17 protein-coding genes and 1 pseudogene are annotated in these 20,774 nt (G+C 68.2%); 5 read left to right on the top strand and 13 right to left on the bottom strand.

The window, feature by feature from the left end; genetic code table 11:
* Positions 1-4: 4 nt before the first annotated feature.
* The gene (locus AB0924_RS24240) at positions 5-1,801 is read right to left on the bottom strand and encodes an acyl-CoA dehydrogenase (RefSeq protein WP_366912491.1); all 1,797 of its coding nucleotides are present in this window, start codon (positions 1,799-1,801) and stop codon (positions 5-7) included.
* A gap of 47 nt (positions 1,802-1,848) precedes the next feature.
* Positions 1,849-2,619 carry an SDR family oxidoreductase gene (locus tag AB0924_RS24235; protein ID WP_366912490.1) on the bottom strand — a complete coding sequence of 257 codons (771 nt, stop codon included), beginning with the start codon at positions 2,617-2,619 and terminating at the stop codon, positions 1,849-1,851.
* Positions 2,620-3,075: 456 nt separating this feature from the next.
* Here AB0924_RS24235 and AB0924_RS24230 point away from each other — a divergent pair.
* Positions 3,076-3,207 (top strand): annotated as a pseudogene (locus AB0924_RS24230) (MerR family DNA-binding transcriptional regulator); the annotation flags it as partial.
* Positions 3,208-3,472: 265 nt separating this feature from the next.
* Here AB0924_RS24230 and AB0924_RS24225 read toward each other — a convergent pair.
* Positions 3,473-4,066 carry a TetR/AcrR family transcriptional regulator gene (locus AB0924_RS24225; RefSeq protein WP_366912489.1) on the bottom strand — a complete coding sequence of 198 codons (594 nt, stop codon included), beginning with the start codon at positions 4,064-4,066 and terminating at the stop codon, positions 3,473-3,475.
* Between the two features lie 225 nt (positions 4,067-4,291).
* Between AB0924_RS24225 and AB0924_RS24220 the strand changes: the two genes are divergently transcribed.
* Positions 4,292-5,473 (top strand): choice-of-anchor Q domain-containing protein, encoded by a 1,182-nt coding sequence (locus AB0924_RS24220; RefSeq protein ID WP_366912488.1) that lies wholly within the window; start codon positions 4,292-4,294, stop codon positions 5,471-5,473.
* Between the two features lie 545 nt (positions 5,474-6,018).
* Here AB0924_RS24220 and AB0924_RS24215 read toward each other — a convergent pair.
* The 4 genes from AB0924_RS24215 to AB0924_RS24200 form a co-directional block, all read right to left on the bottom strand.
* A complete protein-coding gene (locus AB0924_RS24215) occupies positions 6,019-6,708 on the bottom strand; it encodes a triacylglycerol lipase (protein ID WP_366912487.1) in 690 nt (229 codons plus the stop codon).
* Between the two features lie 298 nt (positions 6,709-7,006).
* A complete protein-coding gene (locus tag AB0924_RS24210) occupies positions 7,007-8,002 on the bottom strand; it encodes a hypothetical protein (RefSeq protein ID WP_366912486.1) in 996 nt (331 codons plus the stop codon).
* A gap of 277 nt (positions 8,003-8,279) precedes the next feature.
* On the bottom strand, positions 8,280-9,959 hold the full coding sequence (locus AB0924_RS24205) for a SpoIIE family protein phosphatase (protein ID WP_366912485.1): 1,680 nt from the start codon (positions 9,957-9,959) through the stop codon (positions 8,280-8,282).
* Between the two features lie 900 nt (positions 9,960-10,859).
* On the bottom strand, positions 10,860-11,588 hold the full coding sequence (locus AB0924_RS24200; RefSeq protein ID WP_366912484.1) for a TetR/AcrR family transcriptional regulator: 729 nt from the start codon (positions 11,586-11,588) through the stop codon (positions 10,860-10,862).
* A gap of 87 nt (positions 11,589-11,675) precedes the next feature.
* On the opposite strand from AB0924_RS24200, the gene AB0924_RS24195 reads away from it, so the two are divergent.
* Positions 11,676-12,536 carry an SDR family oxidoreductase gene (locus AB0924_RS24195; protein WP_366912483.1) on the top strand — a complete coding sequence of 287 codons (861 nt, stop codon included), beginning with the start codon at positions 11,676-11,678 and terminating at the stop codon, positions 12,534-12,536.
* A gap of 794 nt (positions 12,537-13,330) precedes the next feature.
* Here AB0924_RS24195 and AB0924_RS24190 read toward each other — a convergent pair.
* The 3 genes from AB0924_RS24190 to AB0924_RS24180 form a co-directional block, all read right to left on the bottom strand.
* Positions 13,331-13,702: a hypothetical protein gene (locus AB0924_RS24190; protein ID WP_366912482.1), complete on the bottom strand. Its 372-nt coding sequence runs from the start codon at positions 13,700-13,702 to the stop codon at positions 13,331-13,333.
* A gap of 231 nt (positions 13,703-13,933) precedes the next feature.
* Positions 13,934-14,362, bottom strand: coding sequence for a hypothetical protein (locus AB0924_RS24185; RefSeq protein ID WP_366912481.1), 429 nt, complete (start codon positions 14,360-14,362; stop codon positions 13,934-13,936).
* A gap of 287 nt (positions 14,363-14,649) precedes the next feature.
* Positions 14,650-15,588, bottom strand: coding sequence for a hypothetical protein (locus tag AB0924_RS24180; protein ID WP_366912480.1), 939 nt, complete (start codon positions 15,586-15,588; stop codon positions 14,650-14,652).
* 216 nt (positions 15,589-15,804) lie between these two features.
* On the opposite strand from AB0924_RS24180, the gene AB0924_RS24175 reads away from it, so the two are divergent.
* On the top strand, positions 15,805-16,803 hold the full coding sequence (locus tag AB0924_RS24175; protein WP_366912479.1) for a winged helix-turn-helix domain-containing protein: 999 nt from the start codon (positions 15,805-15,807) through the stop codon (positions 16,801-16,803).
* A 228-nt stretch (positions 16,804-17,031) separates the two neighbouring features.
* On the opposite strand, the gene AB0924_RS24170 is transcribed toward AB0924_RS24175, so the two are convergent.
* Positions 17,032-17,298, bottom strand: coding sequence for a hypothetical protein (locus AB0924_RS24170; RefSeq protein ID WP_358937311.1), 267 nt, complete (start codon positions 17,296-17,298; stop codon positions 17,032-17,034).
* A 227-nt stretch (positions 17,299-17,525) separates the two neighbouring features.
* Between AB0924_RS24170 and AB0924_RS24165 the strand changes: the two genes are divergently transcribed.
* Complete coding sequence (locus AB0924_RS24165; protein ID WP_358937309.1) at positions 17,526-18,122, top strand: NAD(P)H-dependent oxidoreductase; 597 nt, start codon at positions 17,526-17,528, stop codon at positions 18,120-18,122.
* Positions 18,123-18,688: 566 nt separating this feature from the next.
* Here the strand turns inward: AB0924_RS24165 and AB0924_RS24160 are convergent.
* Both AB0924_RS24160 and AB0924_RS24155 read right to left on the bottom strand, forming a co-directional pair.
* Positions 18,689-19,903, bottom strand: a complete 1,215-nt coding sequence (locus AB0924_RS24160; RefSeq protein WP_358937307.1) for a hypothetical protein — start codon at positions 19,901-19,903, stop codon at positions 18,689-18,691.
* 268 nt (positions 19,904-20,171) lie between these two features.
* On the bottom strand, positions 20,172-20,597 hold the full coding sequence (locus AB0924_RS24155) for a hypothetical protein (protein WP_366912478.1): 426 nt from the start codon (positions 20,595-20,597) through the stop codon (positions 20,172-20,174).
* Between the last annotated feature and the right edge of the window lie 177 nt (positions 20,598-20,774).

Raw genomic sequence — 20,774 nt, 5'->3', positions numbered from 1 at the left:
AAGCTCAGAAGCAGTCTGCGGGCATGTCGAGGGTGGTGCGGTCGAGGCTTGCCAGCAGCTCGAACTGCGCCTGTGTCTTGGGCAGTTCGTACCGGAAAAAGTACTGCCCCGCGCGGCGCTTGCCTTCGTAGAAGGCGCCGCTGCGTCCAGCGGCGGCCAGTATCTGCTCCAGCCACATCCAGGCCACCAGGACGTGTCCTACGGCCTCAAGATAGACCGAGGCGTTGGCGAGGGCGGTCTCGGCGTCTCCGGCCTCCCACAGGCGCTGCGTCACGTCGGCGACGCGGGCGACGGAGGCGTCCAGCTGCCGTGCGAAGCCGGCCACCTGGTCGTCCGCGGCCGCCGCGCGGATGGTCGTCATGGAGACAGTCTCGATGAGCAGGCGGAGCCCCGCGCCGCCGTCCATGACAACCTTTCGGCCCAGCAGGTCGAGGCCGTGGACGCCGTGCGTCCCCTCGTGGATGGGGTTGAGACGGTTGTCCCGGTAGAACTGCTCGACGTTGTACTCGCGGGTGTAGCCGTAGCCGCCGTGGACCTGGATGGCAAGGTTGTTGGCCTCCAGGCACCACTGGGAAGGCCAGCTCTTGGCGATGGGAGTGAGCATGTCCAGCAGAAGCCCAGCTCTGGCCCGTTCGTCGGCGGTCGGGGCGGTGCGCTCGTCGTCCAGCAGCCGCCCGCAGTACAGGATGAGAGCCAACGCGCCTTCGACGTACGACTTCTGGGCGAGGAGCATGCGTCGGACATCGGGATGCCCGACGATCGGGATTTGGGGGGTGGTCGCCTCCCGGGCCTTGAGCGGGCGCCCTTGGGGCCGTGTGCGCGCGTAGTCCAGGGCGTGCAGGTAGCCGGTGTAACCGAGCGCTGTGGCACCGAGTCCGACACCGATGCGGGCCTCGTTCATCATGTGGAACATGTAGGACAGTCCGCGGTGGGGCTCCCCGACCAGGAAGCCGACGGCACCAGGGGACCCGCCGGGCCGGAAGGCGCCCTCACCGAAGTTCAGCAGCGTGTTGGTCGTCCCTCGATACCCCATCTTGTGATTGAGTCCGGCCAGGGCGACGTCGTTGCGCTCGCCGAGCGTCCCGTCGGCCCCCACCAAGACCTTGGGGACGATGAAGAGCGAGAGTCCCTTCACCCCGGGCGGGCCGCCGGGAATCCTGGCCAGGACCAGGTGGACGATGTTCTCTGTCAGTTCGTGGTCGCCACCCGAGATCCACATCTTGTTGCCGAACAGGCGGTAGGTGCCGTCGTCGGCCTGTTCCGCGCGGGTGCGCACATCGGCCAGCGAGGAGCCCGCCTGTGGCTCTGACAGGCACATGGTCCCGGAGAAGCGGCCCTCGACCATCGGGCGGACATAGGTGTCGATCTGCCCGGGCGTACCGTGGGCCAGCAGCAGGTTTGCGTTGCCGATGGTGAGAAAGGGGTAGGCGGCCGTTCCCACATTGGCTGCCTGGAACCAGGCGAAGCAGGCGTTGGCCACCACGCTGGGCAACTGCATGCCGCCCACCTCGTGGTCCATGCCCCCGCCGATCAACCCCGCGCCGGCGAAGACCTTCAGGGCCTGTTCGACTTCGGTGATGATGTGCACGCGCTCGCCGTCGAAGCGCGGCTCCTGGGTGTCGTTCTTCTTGTTGTGCGGGGCGAAGTGCCGGGTGGCGATCGTCTCGCTGAGGTCCAGTACCGCGTCGAAGGTTTCGCGCGAGTGGTCGGCAAAGCGGGGGCGCGAGGTCAGGCTTTCGACCTCGAGCCACTCGTGCAGCAGGAAGTCGAGGTCTCGGCGGGAGAGCAGGAGGGAGGCCATGGTGTTCTTCTTCTCGGGTTCGGGTTGCTGGGGCTGTTGTCGGCCGGTCAGACCGTGGTGCCGAGGCCGCCGTCGACGGGGATGACGGCGCCGGTGACGTAGGCGCCCGCACGGCTGGCCAGATAGACGGCGATGCCCGCCATGTCGTCCGGCCGCCCGATCCGGCGCAGCGGAGCCGCCTCCGCGATCGCCTCCCCCATGGCGTCCAGGGTCGCGGCCATCATCTTCGACTCGAAGGGGCCGGGCGCGATTGCGTTCACCGTGATGCCCTGTGGCCCGAGCTCCTTGGCCAGCACACGGGTCAGGTGATGCAGGCCCGCCTTGCTGGCCGCGTAGGAGTAGGCCGAGGCCGGGCTGACGTGCAGGCCGTCGATGGATCCGACGTTGATGATCCGCGCAGGGTCCTCTGTCGACCCGCTGGCCCGCAGCTTCGGCAGGAGGGCTTGGGTGAGCAGGAAGGGGCTGCGCAGGTTGAGGTCCATCACCTTGTCCCAGCCGCTGACCGGGAATTCGTCCAGGGGCGCGCCCCAGGTGGCGCCGGCGTTGTTCACCAGGATGTCCAGCCGCTCCTCCCGCTCGCCGATGTCTGAGGCGAGTCGGTGGCATTCCTCCTCGCGTGACAGGTCGGCGGGCAGCGCGACCGCTTGGCCGTAACCGGAGAGCCCGCGCACGGCCTCCTCGCAGGCCTCCGCCTTGCGGGAACTGACGTAGACCTTGGCTCCCGCCTCGACCAGGCCCCGGGCGATCATCAGGCCGATGCCGCGGGAGCCCCCGGTCACGAGGGCGGTTTTGCCGGAGAGGGAGAACAGTGAGAGCACGGTGGACTCCAGAGGTGGGAGGGCGGCCGGGCAGGCTGTTCCCGTCGCATACTGGATACTAAGCAGTCGCTTAGCTGCTGGCCAAGCCCCGCGCCCCCGGCACTCAATCCGAGCCTCCGCGCCTCGACGCGGAGTACACCGGCAGCGGATCCCTCTTCGTCCGACACCCCGGGCGCTGCCCGCGCCTTCCACTGCCGGCTCGGCCTCACCTCAGATAGACGAACTCATACACCACCACGCCGCGCGCGACCTGCCCAACGGCCTTGCGCGACACCGAGGACTTCGACACCAAGGACTTCCCCGCCGCGCCGCGGACATCAGTCAGCTACCGCCGACCGCGGGCGTTTTTGATGTGCCCGCGCCATGGTCATCAGCCCGGCGAGGGCGTCCCGGGTGCGTGACACTGGCGTCAGGGGCAAGGACTCTGGCGCAGCCCACAGCGCAGAGGGAGACGGCGTGCGCATCGGGGAACTGGCATCACGGGCCGGAGTCAGCGTCCGGTCCCTGCGCTATTACGAGGAGCAGGGGCTGCTCACGAGCACCCGCAGTGTCAGCGGACAGCGGCACTGCACGGACCACGAGCCCGACGCTGGAGCACATCTCCCTTCTGCAGGTCACAGCTCTATGAGGTGCACGTGATCTGGCCTTGCTCTCGCGGCTGCGCGCAACTCCACTTGCCGGTTGCGCGTTCAGAGTCGCCTGGCGAAGGAGCTGTTGCCTTTTGCCGTCGGCGGCCTCGTCGAAGAGAGTTGACGGACTGGCACAACCCCGCGTGGCGCTTCACAGCGGCCGACATCGTGAGGCGACCCATACGGCGGTCGGCCTCCGGCGCGCCGCGCCTCCCGGCTCACCCTCAGGCGTCCTCGGCCGGATCGGCCACGCCCAGCAGGGCAAGGCAGATGTACAGTACGGCGTCCTCCAGGGCGGGGACCTCGCCGATGCGCCCCTGGCGCAGGAGGCGGCAAACGGCTTCGTGTGTAGCGTCAGCCGCGGCCATGTAGGTCTCATGGGGGACACGGCGGTGGCCGGGGATCCTGTGGTGCCAGGCGCGCATCGACTCGGCGAACCAGGAGCGGCAGGCGTCCTGGTGCTCCCGCGCCGGGCCGCCTGCCGCCGCCGTCTCCAGGAAGAACGCTTTGGCGAATTCGGGCTCTTCGGCGAGCAACCCGAGGAAGGCACGGATGGAGGCACGCAGCGTCGCCACCGGAGAGAGCGACTGCGTCGACGAGCGGGCAAACGACGCCTCAAGCCGCTTGACCATCAGCTCGCGGCCCGTCTCGGCAGCGGCGATGAAGCACTCCTCCTTGTCCGCGAACAGCTCGTAGAACGTCTTACGGGACACGCCTGCCCGTGCCGTCACATCGGCCACGGTCGCGGTGACGTAGCCCTTGTCAGCAACCACGGCCGTCATCGCGTAGAGCAGCCGCTGGCGCTGCGAACCCGTCACACGCTCACGCGCGAGCCCGTGCGGCCCGCGGGGAAGGTCGGTCAGGCTCGGCTGCAGCAGCGGCCGGATTGGTTCTCTCATGAGTGAGAAACAGTCTGGTACACGTTATAGACGCAAGCGTTTCTCACCCCACGTCATCCTCCGAGGAAGCAGGAGCGCGCCTTCATGCGAAGAGCAACTTCACTTTGGGCACTGGCGGTTCTTCCGGTGGCCCTCGCAGGGCTCGTGGCCGCCGCCCCGACCTCTGCGCAAGCAGCCTCCGCGTCGGCGACCTTCACGGTCGACTCCACCCGAGACGCCGTGGATGCGGATGCGTTCGACGGTCTTTGCCGCACCGCCGGAGGCACCTGCACCCTGCGCGCGGCGGTCATGTCCGCGAACGCCCAGCCCGGCAGCACCATCGAGTTACCCGCCGCCCACTACCGGCTGACCATTCCCCCCGACCCCGACCAGCTCAACGGGCGCACCGCTGACCCGACCAAGGGCGACCTGAACATCCTCGAACCGACCACCATCCGCGGGGCCGGCGCGCGGGAGACCATCATCGACGCCGACCACATCGACCGGGTCTTCCGCATGGGCGCCGACACGCAACTGTCCGACCTCACCATCACCGGAGGAGACGCCAAGCAGCGGGAGGTGCCCATCACCGACCCCGGCGGAGGCGGCATCGCCAATGGCAAGAACATGACGCTGCGCCGGGTAACGGTAACGGGGAACCGCGCCGGCTACGGAGGCGGCATCTTCAACATCCCCAACTCCCACCTGACGCTGATCGACAGCACCGTCAGCCGCAACACAGCGGGCGAGGCCGGAGGCATCCGGTTCGACGACACCGGCACCGTGGTCAATTCGACGATCGCGGACAACCGCGTCACCGGCGACTGGGACCGGCCGGGCAGTCTGTCCGGATACGGCGGCGGCATCGATATACGCGGCACCGGCCTGGTGGACATCCGCAACTCCACGATCACCGGCAACACGGCCACCGACGGCGGCGGCGGGATCAACATCGCCCCCGCCTACCTGGACAGCCTGCCGGGACCCATTACCGACCCCGTGAATCTGCCGCTGGGTCACCTCACCCTGAAGAACACCATCATCGCTGAGAACACCATCGGCCAGACCACCAGCGACTGCAAGAACGTCTTCGCCGCCATCGAGTCACGGGGCAACAACCTCGACAGCGGAAACCACTGCCACCTCACGGCCGAAGGCGATCTTCCCAGCCGTGATCCCCACCTCGCACCCCTCGGCGAAAACGGCGGTCCGACAGACACTGTGGCCCTACTGCCCGGCAGCCCCGCCCTCGACGGTGGCGCTGACTGCCCCTCCGCCGACCAGCGCGGCGTGCTACGGCCTCAAGGTCCTGCATGCGACATCGGAGCCTTCGAATACCGGCCCTGACCTCCGCCCCACACCTCGAGGACTCTCCATGCACGCAGAGTCCTCGAGGCGCGGATCTTCCGACGGAAGCGGCCGAAGCGGTACAGCTTCGTGTTCTGCGGCCCTACGCCAAGCGGATGAGGATCTGGACGGGTATTCCCGCAGTCCGGTCCGACCGGACCGGGGTCGCGGCAGACGGCCGTTGGCCGAGGTTCGGACGACCACGTCGCGGCTGCTGCGTCTCGGGCGCGCCCACCCGGCACCGGGCCGGGCTCTCGGTTCCTTCGCTCACGCCCCGGCCCCCGCACTCGCGACGCCGGGGACGACGACCGTGCCGGCGTCGACCACCCGTTGCCGAGGGAGGCGTCGCGGGAAGTGAGCCCCCTGCCGGTGCGACCCGCGGCGAGCACTGCGGCGGGTTGCACCGCACACGCGCCGATCCGAATGGGGGACCGCGAACGAGGGCGGCACCCGTCAGTCCCCTTTCCCTGTCCGGGAGGGGGCCGGCAGGGGCCGCGGCAAGCGGCTCATGGGGCCGCGGCCCGTGCCGGCTGGTCGAGGAGGCATCAGTGGTTGATCATGTCCCGGGTCTGGGCGTAGACCGTCGCGTCGCTGAACAGTCCCGTGTGGCTGAGGCAGGCGGTCTTGGTGTTGGTCGCGCCGGACAGGGAGACGGAGGTGTCGGGGTTGATGACCGTGTCGCAGGGCGACCACCAGGTGGCGTAACGGGGTGAACCCGGTGTTTCGTCGCCGGAGTTGAGGGCCGCGAGGAAACCGGAGCCGATGCGCATCTCGGTGCAGGAGGTGTCGAAGCAGCTGTTGGCGCTGTCGGTGCCGTGGTTCGGTCCGCCCAGTGACACCCAGGCGTCGACCTTGGAGGCTCCGCCGAGGTTCTTCAGGTAGTAGCGCGAGGAGAGCCCTCCCATGGAATGGCTGACGATGTCGACCCTGGCGGCACCGGTGGCCGTGAGGAGACGATCGACCTCGGTGGACAACTGCTGGGCAGTCGTGGCATTCGACTGGCGCCAGTCGTAGGACCACTGGTCGAGGTAGGAGGACGGCCAGCCGTCGGTTCTGAAGCGGCCCGCCATGGTGTTCCAGTTGGTGGCGTCACCGGTGTAGCCGTGCACGAAGAGGACGGGGTTGCTGGTCGAGTCGAAGGTGGAGCTGGTCGATGCCTGGGCGGGGAGGGAGGACTGTGTGGCGAGAAGGACGCCGGCCGCGGCTGCGGCCGCGATCGCGAGGGTTTGCTTCATGGGGGACTCCAGGGTGGGGTTCGGGGACAGCGGTCGACGGCGCGTTCTGGCACAGGACAGCGCTGGGGGCGTTTCCCGGATCGCGGGAGCCGTGTCTGCGGGCGTGCGACGGCATGCCGGGGAGCCGGCTCGCCGTGGTCGCACGAGGGGAGAGGACACCGGTGTCATCGAGGGTGGCGCGAGCGTACTGACCGGTAGGTACGGGTGGTCAAGAGACGTGCGCGGAAATTCTTGACTCGGCCGACGCCTCGGCGCGGCGTTCCCGGTGCGGTGATGCCGGTTTCTACCGGTTCGGGTTCTAAGGCGTGAACAGGTCCGTCAGATAGGTCGGTTCGGCCTCCACCTGTGCATAGCGCCCGGTCTCCTTCGACCATGCGACGTTCCCGGCGGTGAGCGCGTGGAAGTCCCTGACGCAGCGCAGTGCGTCGTCGACGACGTCCTCGGTGAGGCCCGAACCCACCAGACGCCCGGGCAGGACCTGTTCGAGGTCGATGATGCGCTGGACGTATCCGGCCTGCATGACGGCCACTCGCTCCGCCGCCTCCTGAAGGCCGCACCGGTGATGGTGGCTGATCACCGTGACGGCGTTGAAGGCATACTCGTGCGCGAGTTCCTTGGGCAGCGAATAGAGATCGTTGACGCAGGCGTTCGCGTAAATCACCGCCTCTCGCATGTCCGCGAAGGCCGGGTTCGCGTGCAGTCGGTCGGGCAGGTTCACATCGGTGGCGATTTCCACCAGGTCCAGCACGGCGTCGAACGCGAACGAGGCGCGTCGGTGGGCGAGGTATTGCTGCAGACCGGGTATGCGCCCTTCTTCCCGATAGATCATCTCGGCCCGGTAGCTGTCGAAATACCACAGCAGGTGGGGGATGAATCTGCGCTGCCATGCGGAAGAACGGACAGCCGTCGTACGGCGCCACAGATCGGCCAGGGAGCGCGCCAGCCGCCCAGCCGTGACGGTTCCGTCGAAGACGGCGAACAAGGGGCCGAACGCCTCCCGCCACCGCTCGGGCTGGTATCCCCGCACCGGGTCGTCGTCGAACTGGTCGTCCAACTGGAACAGCCACGCGTTCCACTGGGTGATCAGTGTCAGTGTCTCCTGTGAGGCGTTCGGGCACAGCCACGCGGTGAGCCGGTCCACGCGAGTGCGATACACATGCCGGCGCGCTTCCTCGGTGGGCACCAGACCGAACTCGTCCAGCCACGCCTCAGTGGCCGCCGTGGCCACCCGGAGTTCCGGATTGAGCGCTGCCGGTACGGGTGTGTAGAGGTCCGGGATCCGGAAATTGTCCATACGTCAGCTCGCTTTCCGGTGCTTTTCTGCCGTTCGTGACATCCAGCCCCATTGCCGATGCGGAACGCCCGAGGCCCGCATGGCGTCGTGACCAGGCGGCCCCGGCCACCGACGTAAATTACCCTGCCTGGTGATGACGTTCGACAGAGGTCTCGCTTCTCCGGTGCCATATCGCCCTTGGCGGGACAGCACCGCATGGAACGGGCGAATACCGCTGTGAGCTGACTCAAGTAATCGGCGAATCAGGCCGGTTGTGAACAGGTGGGCCAGGAGCGCGTCAGCCGCGGTGGCCGCGCCGATTCAGCCGGGCCAGGAGCAGAGCGACGTCGTCCCCCAGGCTGTGATCCTTCCGCGTACCGGCGAGGAGGTCGTCCACAACGGCCTCCAGGTCCGCCGCGGGAGCGCCTCGCAGGCCTTCGAGGAACCTCTCGGTGCCCTGGTCGATGTCCTTGTTCACGGCCTCGAGCAGGCCGTCCGTGGTCAGCGCGAGCACGCTGCCCGGAGCGATGCGCAGGCGGGTGGTCGGGTACCGCTGCTCCCGGTCGATTCCCAGAGGGAGCCCGCCCGGGACCTCCAGGAGGCGCGGCGGCTTGCGGGGTGTGACCAGCGCCGGTGCCGGATGGCCCGCCCGGCACACCCGGAGCGTTCCGTCGAAGGGGTTGAGCGCTATATAGCAGCATGTGGCGAACAGGGCCCTGTCCGGATCGGTGTTCATCTCCGCCAGCAGGCGGTTGGTGCGTTCCAGGACGGCTGCGGGCGGGTGTCCTTCGTTCGCGTAGGCATGTACGGCGGTACGCAGCCGCCCCATGAGGGACGCTGCGTGAACGCTGTGTCCCTGCACATCCCCTATGACCAGAGCGACGCCGCCGTCGGGCAGACTGATGGCGTCGTACCAGTCGCCACCGATCCACATGCCGGAGGTGGCGGCCTGGTAGCGAGCGGCGATGGTCACACCCGGCACCGTGAGCGGCCCGCGCGGCAGCATGCCGCGCTGGAGCTCGGTGGCGAGTGCGTGTTCCGACTCGTACATGCCGGCCCGCTCCAGCGACTGGGCGAGCAGTCCCACGGCAGCGACCAGGAGGGCCCGCTCCTCGGGCAGGAACTCCTGCGGCTCGGGGAAGCTGACGAGGCAGGAACTGACGCCGCCGCGCGAGTCCGTGACCGGCAGTGCCGCCCACGCCTGCGCGGCCGACTGCGCGAGGGGTGCCAGGTGTGGATGAACGGTGGTCAGCGCGTCCGCGGAGCCGATGAGAACGGGCGCCCCGTGGTCGAGCGACTGCTGCACGAGGGTGCGGGCCGTGGCGTCGAGGACCTGCAGGGAGTTCTCACCCCGCTCGTCGTCGGAGCACGAGGCGACGACGGTCGGCCGGTTGCCCTCCAGGGCGATCACCGCCAGCGCGCCCGCCCCGAAGGCCCGCAATCCCGCCCGTGCGGCGGCCATGATGTCCTTGACGGTCACCGCGGCGGCCAGAGCCGCGGTCAGCTCCCGCATCCAGCGGTCACGGGTCGCACGCTCGTACAACCGCCGCCTCTCCGCCTCGTGGCGTTCGTGCACGGCCGTGGTGTCCATGACCACTCCGACCATGCGGGCCGGCAGCCCGTCGGCGCCGGGCAGGACGCGTCCTCGGGCTTCCAGGGACCGGTGCCGGCCGTCGTCGGAGGTGACGCGGTACTCGATCTGGTAGTTGCCGCAGGACTTCGCTATCAGTCCCAAGCCGTCGCGCACGTCGGCCAGATCCGCCTCGTGTACTGCGGCCAGGAAGCTCGAGATGTCCGACGGGCCGTTCTCGGGCATGCCGTGCAGTGCGAGGGTGAGGGGATCGCAGCTCACCTCGCCTGTGGAGATCTCCCAGGAGTAGAAGCCCGCCTGCACGATGCTCGCGCTGGCCTGGAAGGCGCCGGAACCGGACTCATCTTCCCGGCGCACGGCAGTACGCACGGATCCGACGTCTTTCACGAGATCTCCCTGCCGCGGCGTGAACTTCCCTCTGAGGGATCAACGGTGCTCGACTGGATCAGCCACGCACTGTAGTGAGTGTTCGATGGGAACCGGCCAGTGGGGCGATTCGAGAGCCTACGGAACTGCGACACCGTCCCTCCTCGATGTGAACGGGGCTCTCGCAGAGGAGTGCGTTCCCGCGCTTTCAGGAAGATCGCCTGACCGACCGACTGTGGCCGGATTGTGCGCATGGTAGTGACTTTCCCGATCTTGCGCCAGACACCCCACCCGTCAGACCGGTGCCCGCGCCTTCGGCCTCACCGCGCAGTCCCCCTCAACTGCCCGTTCATCAGGACAGGTTCCTTCACGGTGACCTGCGTACACTGGCCGGACCCCGCTTGCCCCGTGGCGTCCCGGTGCCTGTGCGATGTCACCGAGCGCATCGAGGCAGGGACGCCCGACGAGTGCAGCGGGCCAGTTACCGCCGTCGACCGCTCGACAACGAGGACTAAGGGGCTGGAGGGACTGACCGGAGCGCAGACGCGACCACCGAGCGACGACGGCATCGAAGCCCGACTGGCCGAACCGAGGCCGTCACGGACGGAACGCCGATGCTTCGAACGGTGACCGACGCCCACACGAGCCGCCCGGGTCCGCCCCCGCCCCCGCCCCCGCCCCCGAGGCGAGTGGCCCCGCCTCTCTCTTCGAGGCCTGTACACCTTGCCGCGCAACATCGGAATGTCAAACGCCCGGCCACCAGCAAGCGGCGGCCAGTGAATATCCCGACCGAGCACCGCACTTCACACCTGTCAACGGCCGCCGCAACACCCCGGATCAACTGTCGCCGGACGGAGCTACGCCCCGCCAACCTCAGTCGCGGACCGAGACGCAACCTGCACGCAGGCTCCTGACGCCCGATCAGGCCTGCGGAACGCCACGGTCCGCCGCAAGGCGGGTGAGCCACTCACGCAGCAGGTGCTGCTCGGCGTCGCTCAGGACATCGGCATCGTCGGGGAGAGCGGCGCGCAGCGCGCGGGCCGCCGCGGCGGGACCGGTCTCCGCGGCGGGGACCGTCGGTTCGGCGCGAGTGACGGCGGCGACCATGGCCTCGCGGAGGGCAGTCAGCAGCGCCGGATTGCGGCGGTCTACCGGGGTGGAGTGCCAGGTGGTGACCGCGCCTCGGCCGGTGGCCTGGATGATCTGGGCAGCCAGCTCCTCGTCGACCCGCAGCCATCCCCCGGCCGCCAGTCGGCGTACCCGGCCATGGAGGATCTCCAGGCCCGCGCGGTGTGCCATGTCCGCCCCCCGGCTGGTGGCCCTGTTCATCACCGCGAACAGTTCGGGGCGGGAGATCCCGAACTCCACCACCGTGTCCCAGCCGCGGCGCAGGTCCTCCACCGCGTCCTGTGGTTCGGGATCGAGCTGCGCGCGCTTGCTCTCCAGGAACTGTGCGTAGCCGTGCTCCGCGACCGCCTCAAGGAGACCCTCCTTGTTGCCGAAGAGGCGGTAGATCGCCGGCGGCTGCATCCCGGCCGCAGCGGCGACCGCACGGGTGCTCACCGCGTCCGGGCCGCCGTTCTCCAGTAGCTCGATGGCCGCCTCGACGATGCGGCGACGAGGGCTGTCGGTGGTGTCGCGCGTAGTCACGAATCGATGATATCGCAGATTCGATTCCACCGATATTCCGGTGTTAACGTCATCATGATTCCACTGGAAACAGCGTCGGGAGAACCCGTGATCATCGTGACCGGAGCCACCGGAAAGCTCGGCCGCCGCACCGTCGAACGCCTCCTGGAGCGCGTCTCCGCCGACCGCGTCGGCGTCAGCGTCCGCGACCCCCAAAAGGCCCAGGACCTCGCCGACCGCGGCGTCCGTGTCCGGCAGGGCAGCTTCGACGACCCCGCCTCGCTCGTGCATGCCTTCGAGGGCGCCGAGCAACTGCTCCTCGTCTCCCTCGACCGCACCGGCGAGGAGTGCGTCACCGGGCACCGCACCGCCATCGACGCCGCCGTGAAGGCCGGCGTCGGCCGCATCCTCTACACCAGCCAAATGGGCGCCGCCCACGACTCCCGCTTCCAGGCGTGCCGCGACCACGCCCGAACCGAGGACCTGCTGCGCGCCACCGGCCTCCCCTGGACCGCGCTGCGCAACGGCTTCTATGCGGCCAGCGCCTTGCAGTTCTTGGAGTCCGCCCGCCACACCGGCGACATCGCCCTCCCCGCCGACGGCCCTGTCGCCTGGACCGGCCACGACGACCTCGCCGACGCCACCGCCGCAATCCTCACCGAGGAGGGCCGCTTCGAAGGGCCCACCCCGCCGCTCACCGGCCCGGCGGCGCTCGACTTCGACACCGTCGCCGAGATCGCGTCCCAGGCCACCGGACGGCCCTTCACCCGCACCGTCGTCCCCGACGACGCCTTCCGCGAGCAGACCCTGGCCCACGGCGCCCCGGCCCCGATCGCCGACCTCATGCTGAGCATCTTCACAGCGGCACGCAACGGCGAGTTCACCGCCGTCGACCCGACGCTCGCCGAGCTGATCGGGCGAGAGCCCGCCATCTTCGGCGCCCTGCTCGAACGCGCCTGGGCCGCATAGATCCGATGCGACGCGCAGAAGGTGTGGGTCCGCATGCACGCATCCGGCGAACACGCCGTCAGCGGCCCACCGCCTTGCAGGGCGCCGAACACCCTCCAGGCCGGCAGCGCGTGCCCGGCGCCTCATGCGACCGCACACGGGGCCGACTCCCCTCGCCACCCCACCCCATGTCCCAGTCCACGGTTCCCACCGCTCGATCGGGCCGGAATCCACGTGTTCCCCCTAGCGGCGATCAACCGTTGCCGCGCCAGCCCTGCCAGCGCAACCCGCCGCCCCTGACCGCCCTTAGAACTCGCCCGTGAGGACGTCGTCGACGCGGTGACGCCCGACGTCGACCGGGTGCCGGAGTCGTCACCCGCATTCGAGGCCGCGACGGCACACGGCAGACGTGGCCCAGACCATCACGGTCTGGGCCACGTCAGGTGTCCGCACTGACGAAGGACGATGCCGTCCAGTCCAGTTACCGCCGGCGGCATCCGAATCTCCGTCACCGCCGATGTCCCTGGAGAGACAGGCCGGTCACAGCCGACCAGGGCGGGACCGCGGAAGGCCGCGAAGCCTGCCCGCGAGGCGCTCGGCGAACCGCAGCGCCGGCCGCCTCCAGTAAGGCATCTCGCCGGGGTCAGGCGAACGCCTGCTGATGCGCTCGCACCGGCCACTGACGCCGACCCGGTCCGGCGCTACAGGACCCGTCCGCTCACGCGCTGAACCGCGCCAACCGGTAGCCTCGCCGACCCGCGACGAGGCCAGGCATCAGCGGATGCCGCCGCGCTGCTGGCGCGGTCGCCGAAGCCTCAGCGGCGTACGCACTCCTCGATCTTCGCCTCGGCCATGTAGATCCTGATGACCCGCCGCCCTCCCAGGTAACGGGTTTGGCCGTCGCAGAAGTCGCTGGACGTCCCGTCGCTGAAGTAGACGTACCCCGACCAACCGCCGGCCTGGATGCTGTAGCCGGAAGAGTTGAGGGAGTAGCTGCCGCTGCAGTTCTTGGACCAGTCAGCGATCGTGCCACTGGACGTGTAGTACTTGTAGTGCAACGTCGCCGCGGGAAGTTGGCAGATCTGAGTCGCGCCCTGCTGGGCGGCCGACGCCGCTCCCGGCACTCCGCCGGCGAGCGCGACCACTCCAGCGCCCACAGCGATGATCTTCCCCCACGCGCTCTTCATCACGTACGTCTCCTTCGCTGGTGCGGCATGCGCGGTGTCCGGCCTCTTGCCGGGCGCAGTAAGGACGGGGATGAACCCCTTGGAGGCATCAAGCCCCGAGTGGTGACGCCACCGCCTTGCGGGCCGGGCAGTACCGGATCCGGCGCGGCAGCGGATGTTCAACGGGATCCACGAGGACGCCGTCAGACGACCGGAGTACTGAAAGGTGACGCGCGTTGCTCGAGTGCGGCGTCATTTCGAGTAGCAGGTCGAGATCTTCTTGTAGCCCACGTACAGCGTTCCTTGAGCGTTGATGCTGACCGTCTGACCGGTGTCCCACGAGGCGCCGACCGTGTTGCTCGCCCACAACGCCCGGCCACTGCTGTTGTAGACGACGAAGTTTCCGTCGCTCTGGTAAGCGGCCTTGTAGCCACTGGGGTTCGTGCCGGCCGCCCAGCAGACGTGCCCGTTCGTCGCCTTCAGAACGAGGTTCCCGTCCGGCTGCATGATCAGCTCTACGGCCCAGCCGCCCATGTCCCTGTGCAGATAGTCGCCCTTGTACATCGTCGTGCCCCGGGAGATTGCGTAGCCGCGGTTGGCTGCGTTGGCCGAGGGTGCGACTGCCGCCAGCGACGACGTGGCGACCGCCGCGACGAGGATCAACCAAACAGCGCTCTTCATGAGGCCTTTCTCCCTATCTGTCATTTCTGGATGGTTTTGCTTGTGGGTTGCTCTGCTTGCTTGGGGCTGCTCCTCTCAACGGGCCCTGCGGACAGAGGGCCATCCCGTTGGTCATGTCGGCCGGCCGCGCGGCGGCAGACCGCCGACGCCCGCCCCCGACGCAGCGTCACCCTGCGCATGGGCTGTTCGTCGGCTTGTCCCGGGCGGTCGCTGTCGTTGCCCACGCCGCCCGACCGCAATCCGGCTCTATGCCGGCTGCGGGGCTCCTCGGCACCGTGCGACGCCGGCTACCGGCAGGTGGGGTCGGAGAGCGCCGAGACGGTGTAGGGCGGATGTCCTGGCGGCTGATCGAGCTGACTGTTGACGACGTAGAGGCGGCAGCCGTGACGAGCGAGGGTGGTCGGCAGGTCGAACCGGTCACCGGTGACCTGAAACTTCACCGTCCCGGTGCGGAGATCTTCACTCAGCTGGGCGATGTACACCCCCGCCGGTGCACCGTAATTGAGCACCGCGTACAGATCGCGGCCGTGCAGCAGCATGCCGTCCGCCCCGAACGACGACCCGCCGAGCTGCACCTCCTCAACGGCCTTCGTGTCGGCGTCCACCCGCCACACCGCCTCCGTGCCGTTGGACGCCACGAGCAGCGTCCTGCCGGTGCGGTCAGCCGTGATGCCGTTGAGCAGCCAGTACTGCGCCGGAAATCGGGGAGCAGCGCTGCGGATGTCGACCCAGGGTCGCAGCGGGCCCAGGCGACCGGCGCGCAGTACGGCTCGGTGGATCACGGGATTGGCCCAGTCGGTGACGTACACGGCGCCTTTGGTGATGACGAGATCGTTGAGGTTCGCGGCGCCGAGGGGACCGTCCTCGGCCGTGCGGCGGGCGACCAGTCGCCCGGCTCGGTCGTGCACGGTGAGAATCGAGCCGCCCACGGAGAAGACGCGGTGGCGGGCATCAGTGTGCACCCCGAGCGCGCTCGGACGATCGGCGATGCCCTGAGCGGCGAAAGGCCGCAGCTCGGCGTCACCGATATGGCCCCTGAACAGCAGGCCGGTGCCCTTGGAGGTCACGTACACGGTGCCGTCCTGCTCCACCGCTACTCCCTCCGGCAGGATGCCGGGCTCGTGCGAGACGACGTAGACCTCGGGAAGGTCCCGAGCACCCGCGGGAACGGCCTGGCCGGTCGCTGCGAGCAGCACCGAAGCCCCCAGACAGAGCAGACGTGTCATGACGCGCATCCATCCACCTCCCCAACGATGACCTGCAGGGTCTGCTGCGCCAATCGCCCCCTGGCTCGGCCTGAACCTCGGTTCCATCGGCGATCAAGCGGCCGGCCACCAGGCTGCGCCAATCCGGCATGCCGCCGCGACGTTCCGTGCCATGATTCGAGCAGGTTCGAAGGGACGGGGCGCACAGCCAACGGGACTGGACGGTCGGGAGGTTCGTTGATCGAGCTCACCGTGGACGCCGCAGGGCTCGCCCGTTCCCGCTTCGCCATCTCACCGTTGCACGAGGTTGTCGCGACCCTGCTGCCCTGGGGCATGCGCCCGGCCCCCGACGCCGCCCCGTGGGTCGCCCGCGCCAGACGCGTGCTGCGCCGGGCCCAGCTGCCCTTGCTGTCCGAACTGGCCCTGGACGCAGGCGGGTACGTGCCCGACTTCCTCAGCCCGCATCCCGTCCAGCCCTCCCCCAGCGTCGAGGAGGAGCTTCAGCGGGTCCGCTCCACCCCGCCCGAGCGTGTCCTGGGCGAACTGCAAGCGCTGCGCGACGGGCGGCCGTGCAACGGCCTCCCCGGCTCCGAGCTGCCGCCAGGAGTGCGGCGGGCCATGGCACGGGGCGGTGCACACGTGGCCCGGCAGGTCGCGGACGAGATGCGCCGATACTGGGAGTTGGCCTTCGCCCCGCACTGGGGCGCCGCCAAGAACGCCCTCGACGCAGAAGTCGACCGATGCGCCGGCGTGCTGGCCCGACACGGCGCGGCCGGGCTCTTCAACTCCCTGCACCCCGATATCCGATGGGCCGACGGCACCCTGCACGTCGAAAGCCGGTACCAGATCGCACTGCCCGTGCCCCAGGTGATCGTCGTACCGTCCCTCGTCGCACCCCATCCAGCCGTCGCCGTGGACCCGACACATGATGGCACCAGGCCCCCGATGCTGATCCACCCCGTGCGCGACAAGACCATCACCGACACCATGACCCCCACAGCACCCACCACCCGAACAGCCCAACTCCTCGGCCCCACCCGCGCAACACTCCTCACCGCCCTCACGCAACCAGCCACCACCCAACAACTCGCAGCACGCCACTACCTCAGCCCCGCCACCGTCTCCTACCACCTCGGCGTACTCCACCGAGCCGGCCTCATCACCCGCACCCGAACCGGCCGAACAGTCCTCTACCGCCAAACACCCCACGCAACCCGACTAACACAAAGCCCATGACGCAAAGACGTGTCCCCGCCCGGACACCAGGCGTCTGCTAGGGCCGATGAGGTCAAGGCTGGGGCTAGGTCATCAGCTTGGGAAGCTGCGATCATTTGAAGCTCGCTTGTGCGTTGACCTGGACGAAGGGCCAGGCGGCAGCCTCCTCGAACCGGGCTGCTTTTCACCGTGACTCCACGCTGTTCGCCGCTCGATCTGGTGCGTTCGTGGTGTGGAGCGTTGGGTTGCTCAGCGGGCCGCCTCGGTGAGCAGCCTCACCACTTGCGCCACTTGTCGGTGAGCTGGCACCGGGCCCAGCCCGTGGCGCGCCGTCAGGCCGACGACATCGACGCCGTGCCCGGTGAGCGACTGGTCGATGTAGTCGAACAACTCCTCGCGCTCGCCGGTTTCGAAGGCGGCTTCGTCGTGGGCTTCATCCACCTCGTTCAGGGCCAGAATGACGTGTTCACGACAGCAAAAACCTTTTCGTCGCTGGCCTTGCTCAGTGGTCGGCACTGACAGCGAAGGCTGACCACCCACATTCCAGGAAGCTCACCCTCGAAGATATCGAGGACCCCATCTGTCGCCGTCGAAGTGTTCTTCCGCCAGGCGGAGGGACGGCGGATGACTTTGTTAACCGGTTCCCTGGGCAGTCGTCACCGGAAATGATGATGATCAGCCATGGGGGCCGGTTGCAGGCCACCACGGCTGACTACTACTGATGTTCTCTGTTGGGGGGGCAAATGCCGCGTATTGGGGTCTATCTCGCGCACCCGCGGCCTGGCAGCTTCAACCACGCCGTGTTTGACACCGTTGTGCAACACTTGCGCGACCTTGGATGCGAGGTTCTCGCGCATGACCTGTGTGCTGAGGAATTCGCACCAGGCTTGTCCGCCGACGAGACGGAGACGGTCCGATCTGCCGTGGGCACTCACGACGCGCAGGTAGCGCTCCATCAGGCGGAGGTGGCCACACTTGACGCCATGGTGTTCGTGCACCCGAATTGGTGGGGCATGCCACCCGCTGTCCTTGCAGGTTGGGTGCAGCGTGTACTCGCGCCTGGCGTTGCGTACAAACTGGGAGCCCCGGAGGGGGAGCCCGAAGGGCTGCTCAGGGCCGGCCGGGCTCTCGTCCTGAACACCTCTGACACCCCTGCCGACCGTGAAGAGGCCGAGTTCGGGGACCCGCTGCAAAGGATCTGGTCGGCATGCGTCCTGCCGTACGTAGGAGTTGCCGACGTTCGCCGGGTCGTCTTCCGAACGGTCACCGACTCCTCCGATGAAACCCGCGCCTCCTGGCTGCGCCAGGCACGTCACCACGCCGCCGCACTGCTGGCCTGATACGTACGGCGCGCAGCGAGGGCGGGAGTCAGCGAAACGGACGCGGCACTCTACGTCTGCGGTGGTGCCCTGGCCCCGCTCGAGAGTGGGATGGGCTCCCGGGCTGGGTCTGTCCCGGTGGCCGGAGTTTGACGGCCATCTCAGACTGGCCCCGGGACGTGGTCAGGTGGTGCGGGATCCGCACCGGCAGGGGCAGCCGCTAGCGTGACCGATGAGGCCGACGGCGTCGGGACGGCTGCGGCCAACCGGCTCGTGCAGGGCGACGCGTGCGAACCTTGTGCGGTCACAACACCAGCAAGGCATGGGGCGTCCAGAGCGTGCAGCGGGGCCCACGCCGGCTCAGGGATCAGCGCGGGTCCCGCCTCGCTCATCATCCGCTGTCCGGCGGGCGCAGCAGGTGTCACAGCGCTGGGCTCCGTGCGGGGTTCGGGCTACAGGTAGCCGGTGAGGCCGAACTTGTGCGTCAGGTCGGTGCAGGTCTCCTGGGCACTCGCACGCAGGTGGTCGTCCTCGTTCGACCGGGGTGAGCAGCGCGGTGACGGACTGACTGTGACCGGAGGGGCTGGTCAGCGCCGGGCCTTGACCTCGTCGAGCGTTACTTCGACCGGGCCCGCCAAGACGTCGAGCAGACCGTAGCGGCTCCGTACCTCGCGGTTCGTCCGCTCGGAGGGGGTACGGTTTTCCTCACCTACCGGCGCGATAACCGGAACCACGTCTACACCATGTACGCCAAAGCGCCAATAGGTAGTGACGCGGCGGCCATTTCTCGTGAGTTGATCGATCGCATTGTTTTCTTGCATCTCGGCCGTTTGAATAATGGCGTCGAACTTCTTTTCTTTTTGATCCTTCTTCATCCATCGGGGCACAGCAGCACCCCGCCAGGAGTAGCTAGAGCCTCTGAATTCACCCATATTGAGCCTGTCTTTACGTGCCAGGTTCAGGGTGGCGTAGAACGTCAGCTTGTCGAAATTCGTGTTACTGGGAAGCTGAACAACGGTCCGCGTGAGCAACTCGTCGTTCGCCTCGACCCAATGCCCAGGAAGCATCCACGGCTGCGCCGCCACCAGCTTGCCCGGCTGGTAGACCTCCCTGCGGGTGAGCGGGTGCTTCTCCCGGTATTGAGCCCATTGCTCGGCGTGCTGCCGCCACTTCGCCGGGGCCAGGTCCCTCGGGCTCACCGTCACGTCCTCTCCCATGGCATGGAACTCGGCGCCCAGCACGTAGAAGCCCATGTCGTTGTGATTCACGAGCTTGATGTCGACCGGCACGGAGAACACCTTGCCGTCCGCACTGAGCACTGCCTTGCCCGGGTTCAGCTGCACGAGAGGGGTGACCTCGCGCCGGTACGGCTGGAAAAGGTACTGGTAGCTGAAATTGGCGACCGCTACGAGCGCGGAGACAATGAGTGCCGCAGCCACCCGCTTCGGAGTGGGGATCTCATCCAGTCTTCGCCAGACCAGGACGACAGCGGACAGCGAACTTACGCTGAGCACAACGGACAGTACTTTATAGACGACTTTCTCGCCGTCATTCCATGCCTGTAACGCGAGCAAGACGTTCGTCAACAACGCCACGCCGGTAGAGATCAGCGCGACCACTCGAAAGTTGGAACTCGGCCCGCGGACCCAGCAGTCCACGACCGCGCCGACACCCAGGACCATGATGAGCGCCGCCACCATGAGGGCCGCTCCGGTGACGCACCCCGCGAAAGTCAGAGCCTGCCTGAAGTCCTTGAAACCAAAGCAGCCCACGGGCAGCGCCGTCGCGAGCAGGACCAGCACAACCCATACCATTTCCGTCCGCGAGCACGGGCATCTCAGGCCTCTCCGCCCCATCACGTATGCGCCGGAGCGGGCTCCTGGGTCGGACCCTGGGGAAGTCGTCACATGATCACCTTCCTGGTTGCACACCGGAATCCGATCACCATGCTCCGAGTGATCCAGGCGGTGCACTGAGTGATCTACGCGATCACTGCACACATTCCGCCGGGGTCACTACACACATTCCACCGGTCGGCCCACTCATTCCGCACCAAAGCCGTGGCATTGACTAAAGGTCGGGGGCTTCCTCCCGGATGAAGGGGCGGGCGCTGCTGCGGGAGCTGCAGGCGCTGCATGCGGCTACTCGCCACGGCGACGCGCAGTCCCGACGCCCCGCCGGCGCCGACGGCTGGGTGGCGCGTTCGGCGGTGGTGCGCTGGCTCAGCTGTTCGAGGCAGTATCGGACGCGGGCGTGGGTGTAGAGGTCGATCGCGTCGGTGAGGTGGTCCCATTCGTCGCCGTCCAGGCCCTGGGTCCGCGGGCCGAAGATGTCGGGGCCGGCGCGGTGGTGGCGGCGCCGGTAGTCACCGATGGCGGTCAGGAGGTTCGTGTAGGCCTGCTGCTCGTCTTCGTCGCGCTGTCGGCCCGGTCCGTCCGGCGAACCCGTCCACCGACCTGGAGACCGTCGCTTCAGCTTGTCGATTGGCCTCGGCATGAGACGAGACATGCAAGTGACTGCGTGGGCCGGCAGAGCCACTCGAGAAGAGGGCCGGTACCACGAGCCAGGGACGCTTCTCGCAGTGGAACCACGGAGGGCCCAGCCCCTGTCCTTGCCGCCCCTCCCCCACCCCACGGAAGCCCTCGGGCCCCGGACGAACGCGAGCGGCCCCGC

The sequence above is a fragment of the Streptomyces sp. NPDC047869 genome (assembly GCF_040704065.1).
GTDB lineage: Bacteria > Actinomycetota > Actinomycetes > Streptomycetales > Streptomycetaceae > Streptomyces.
The sequence above is the reverse complement of the archived record's forward strand: the minus strand, read 5'-3'. Positions and strand labels throughout refer to the sequence as shown.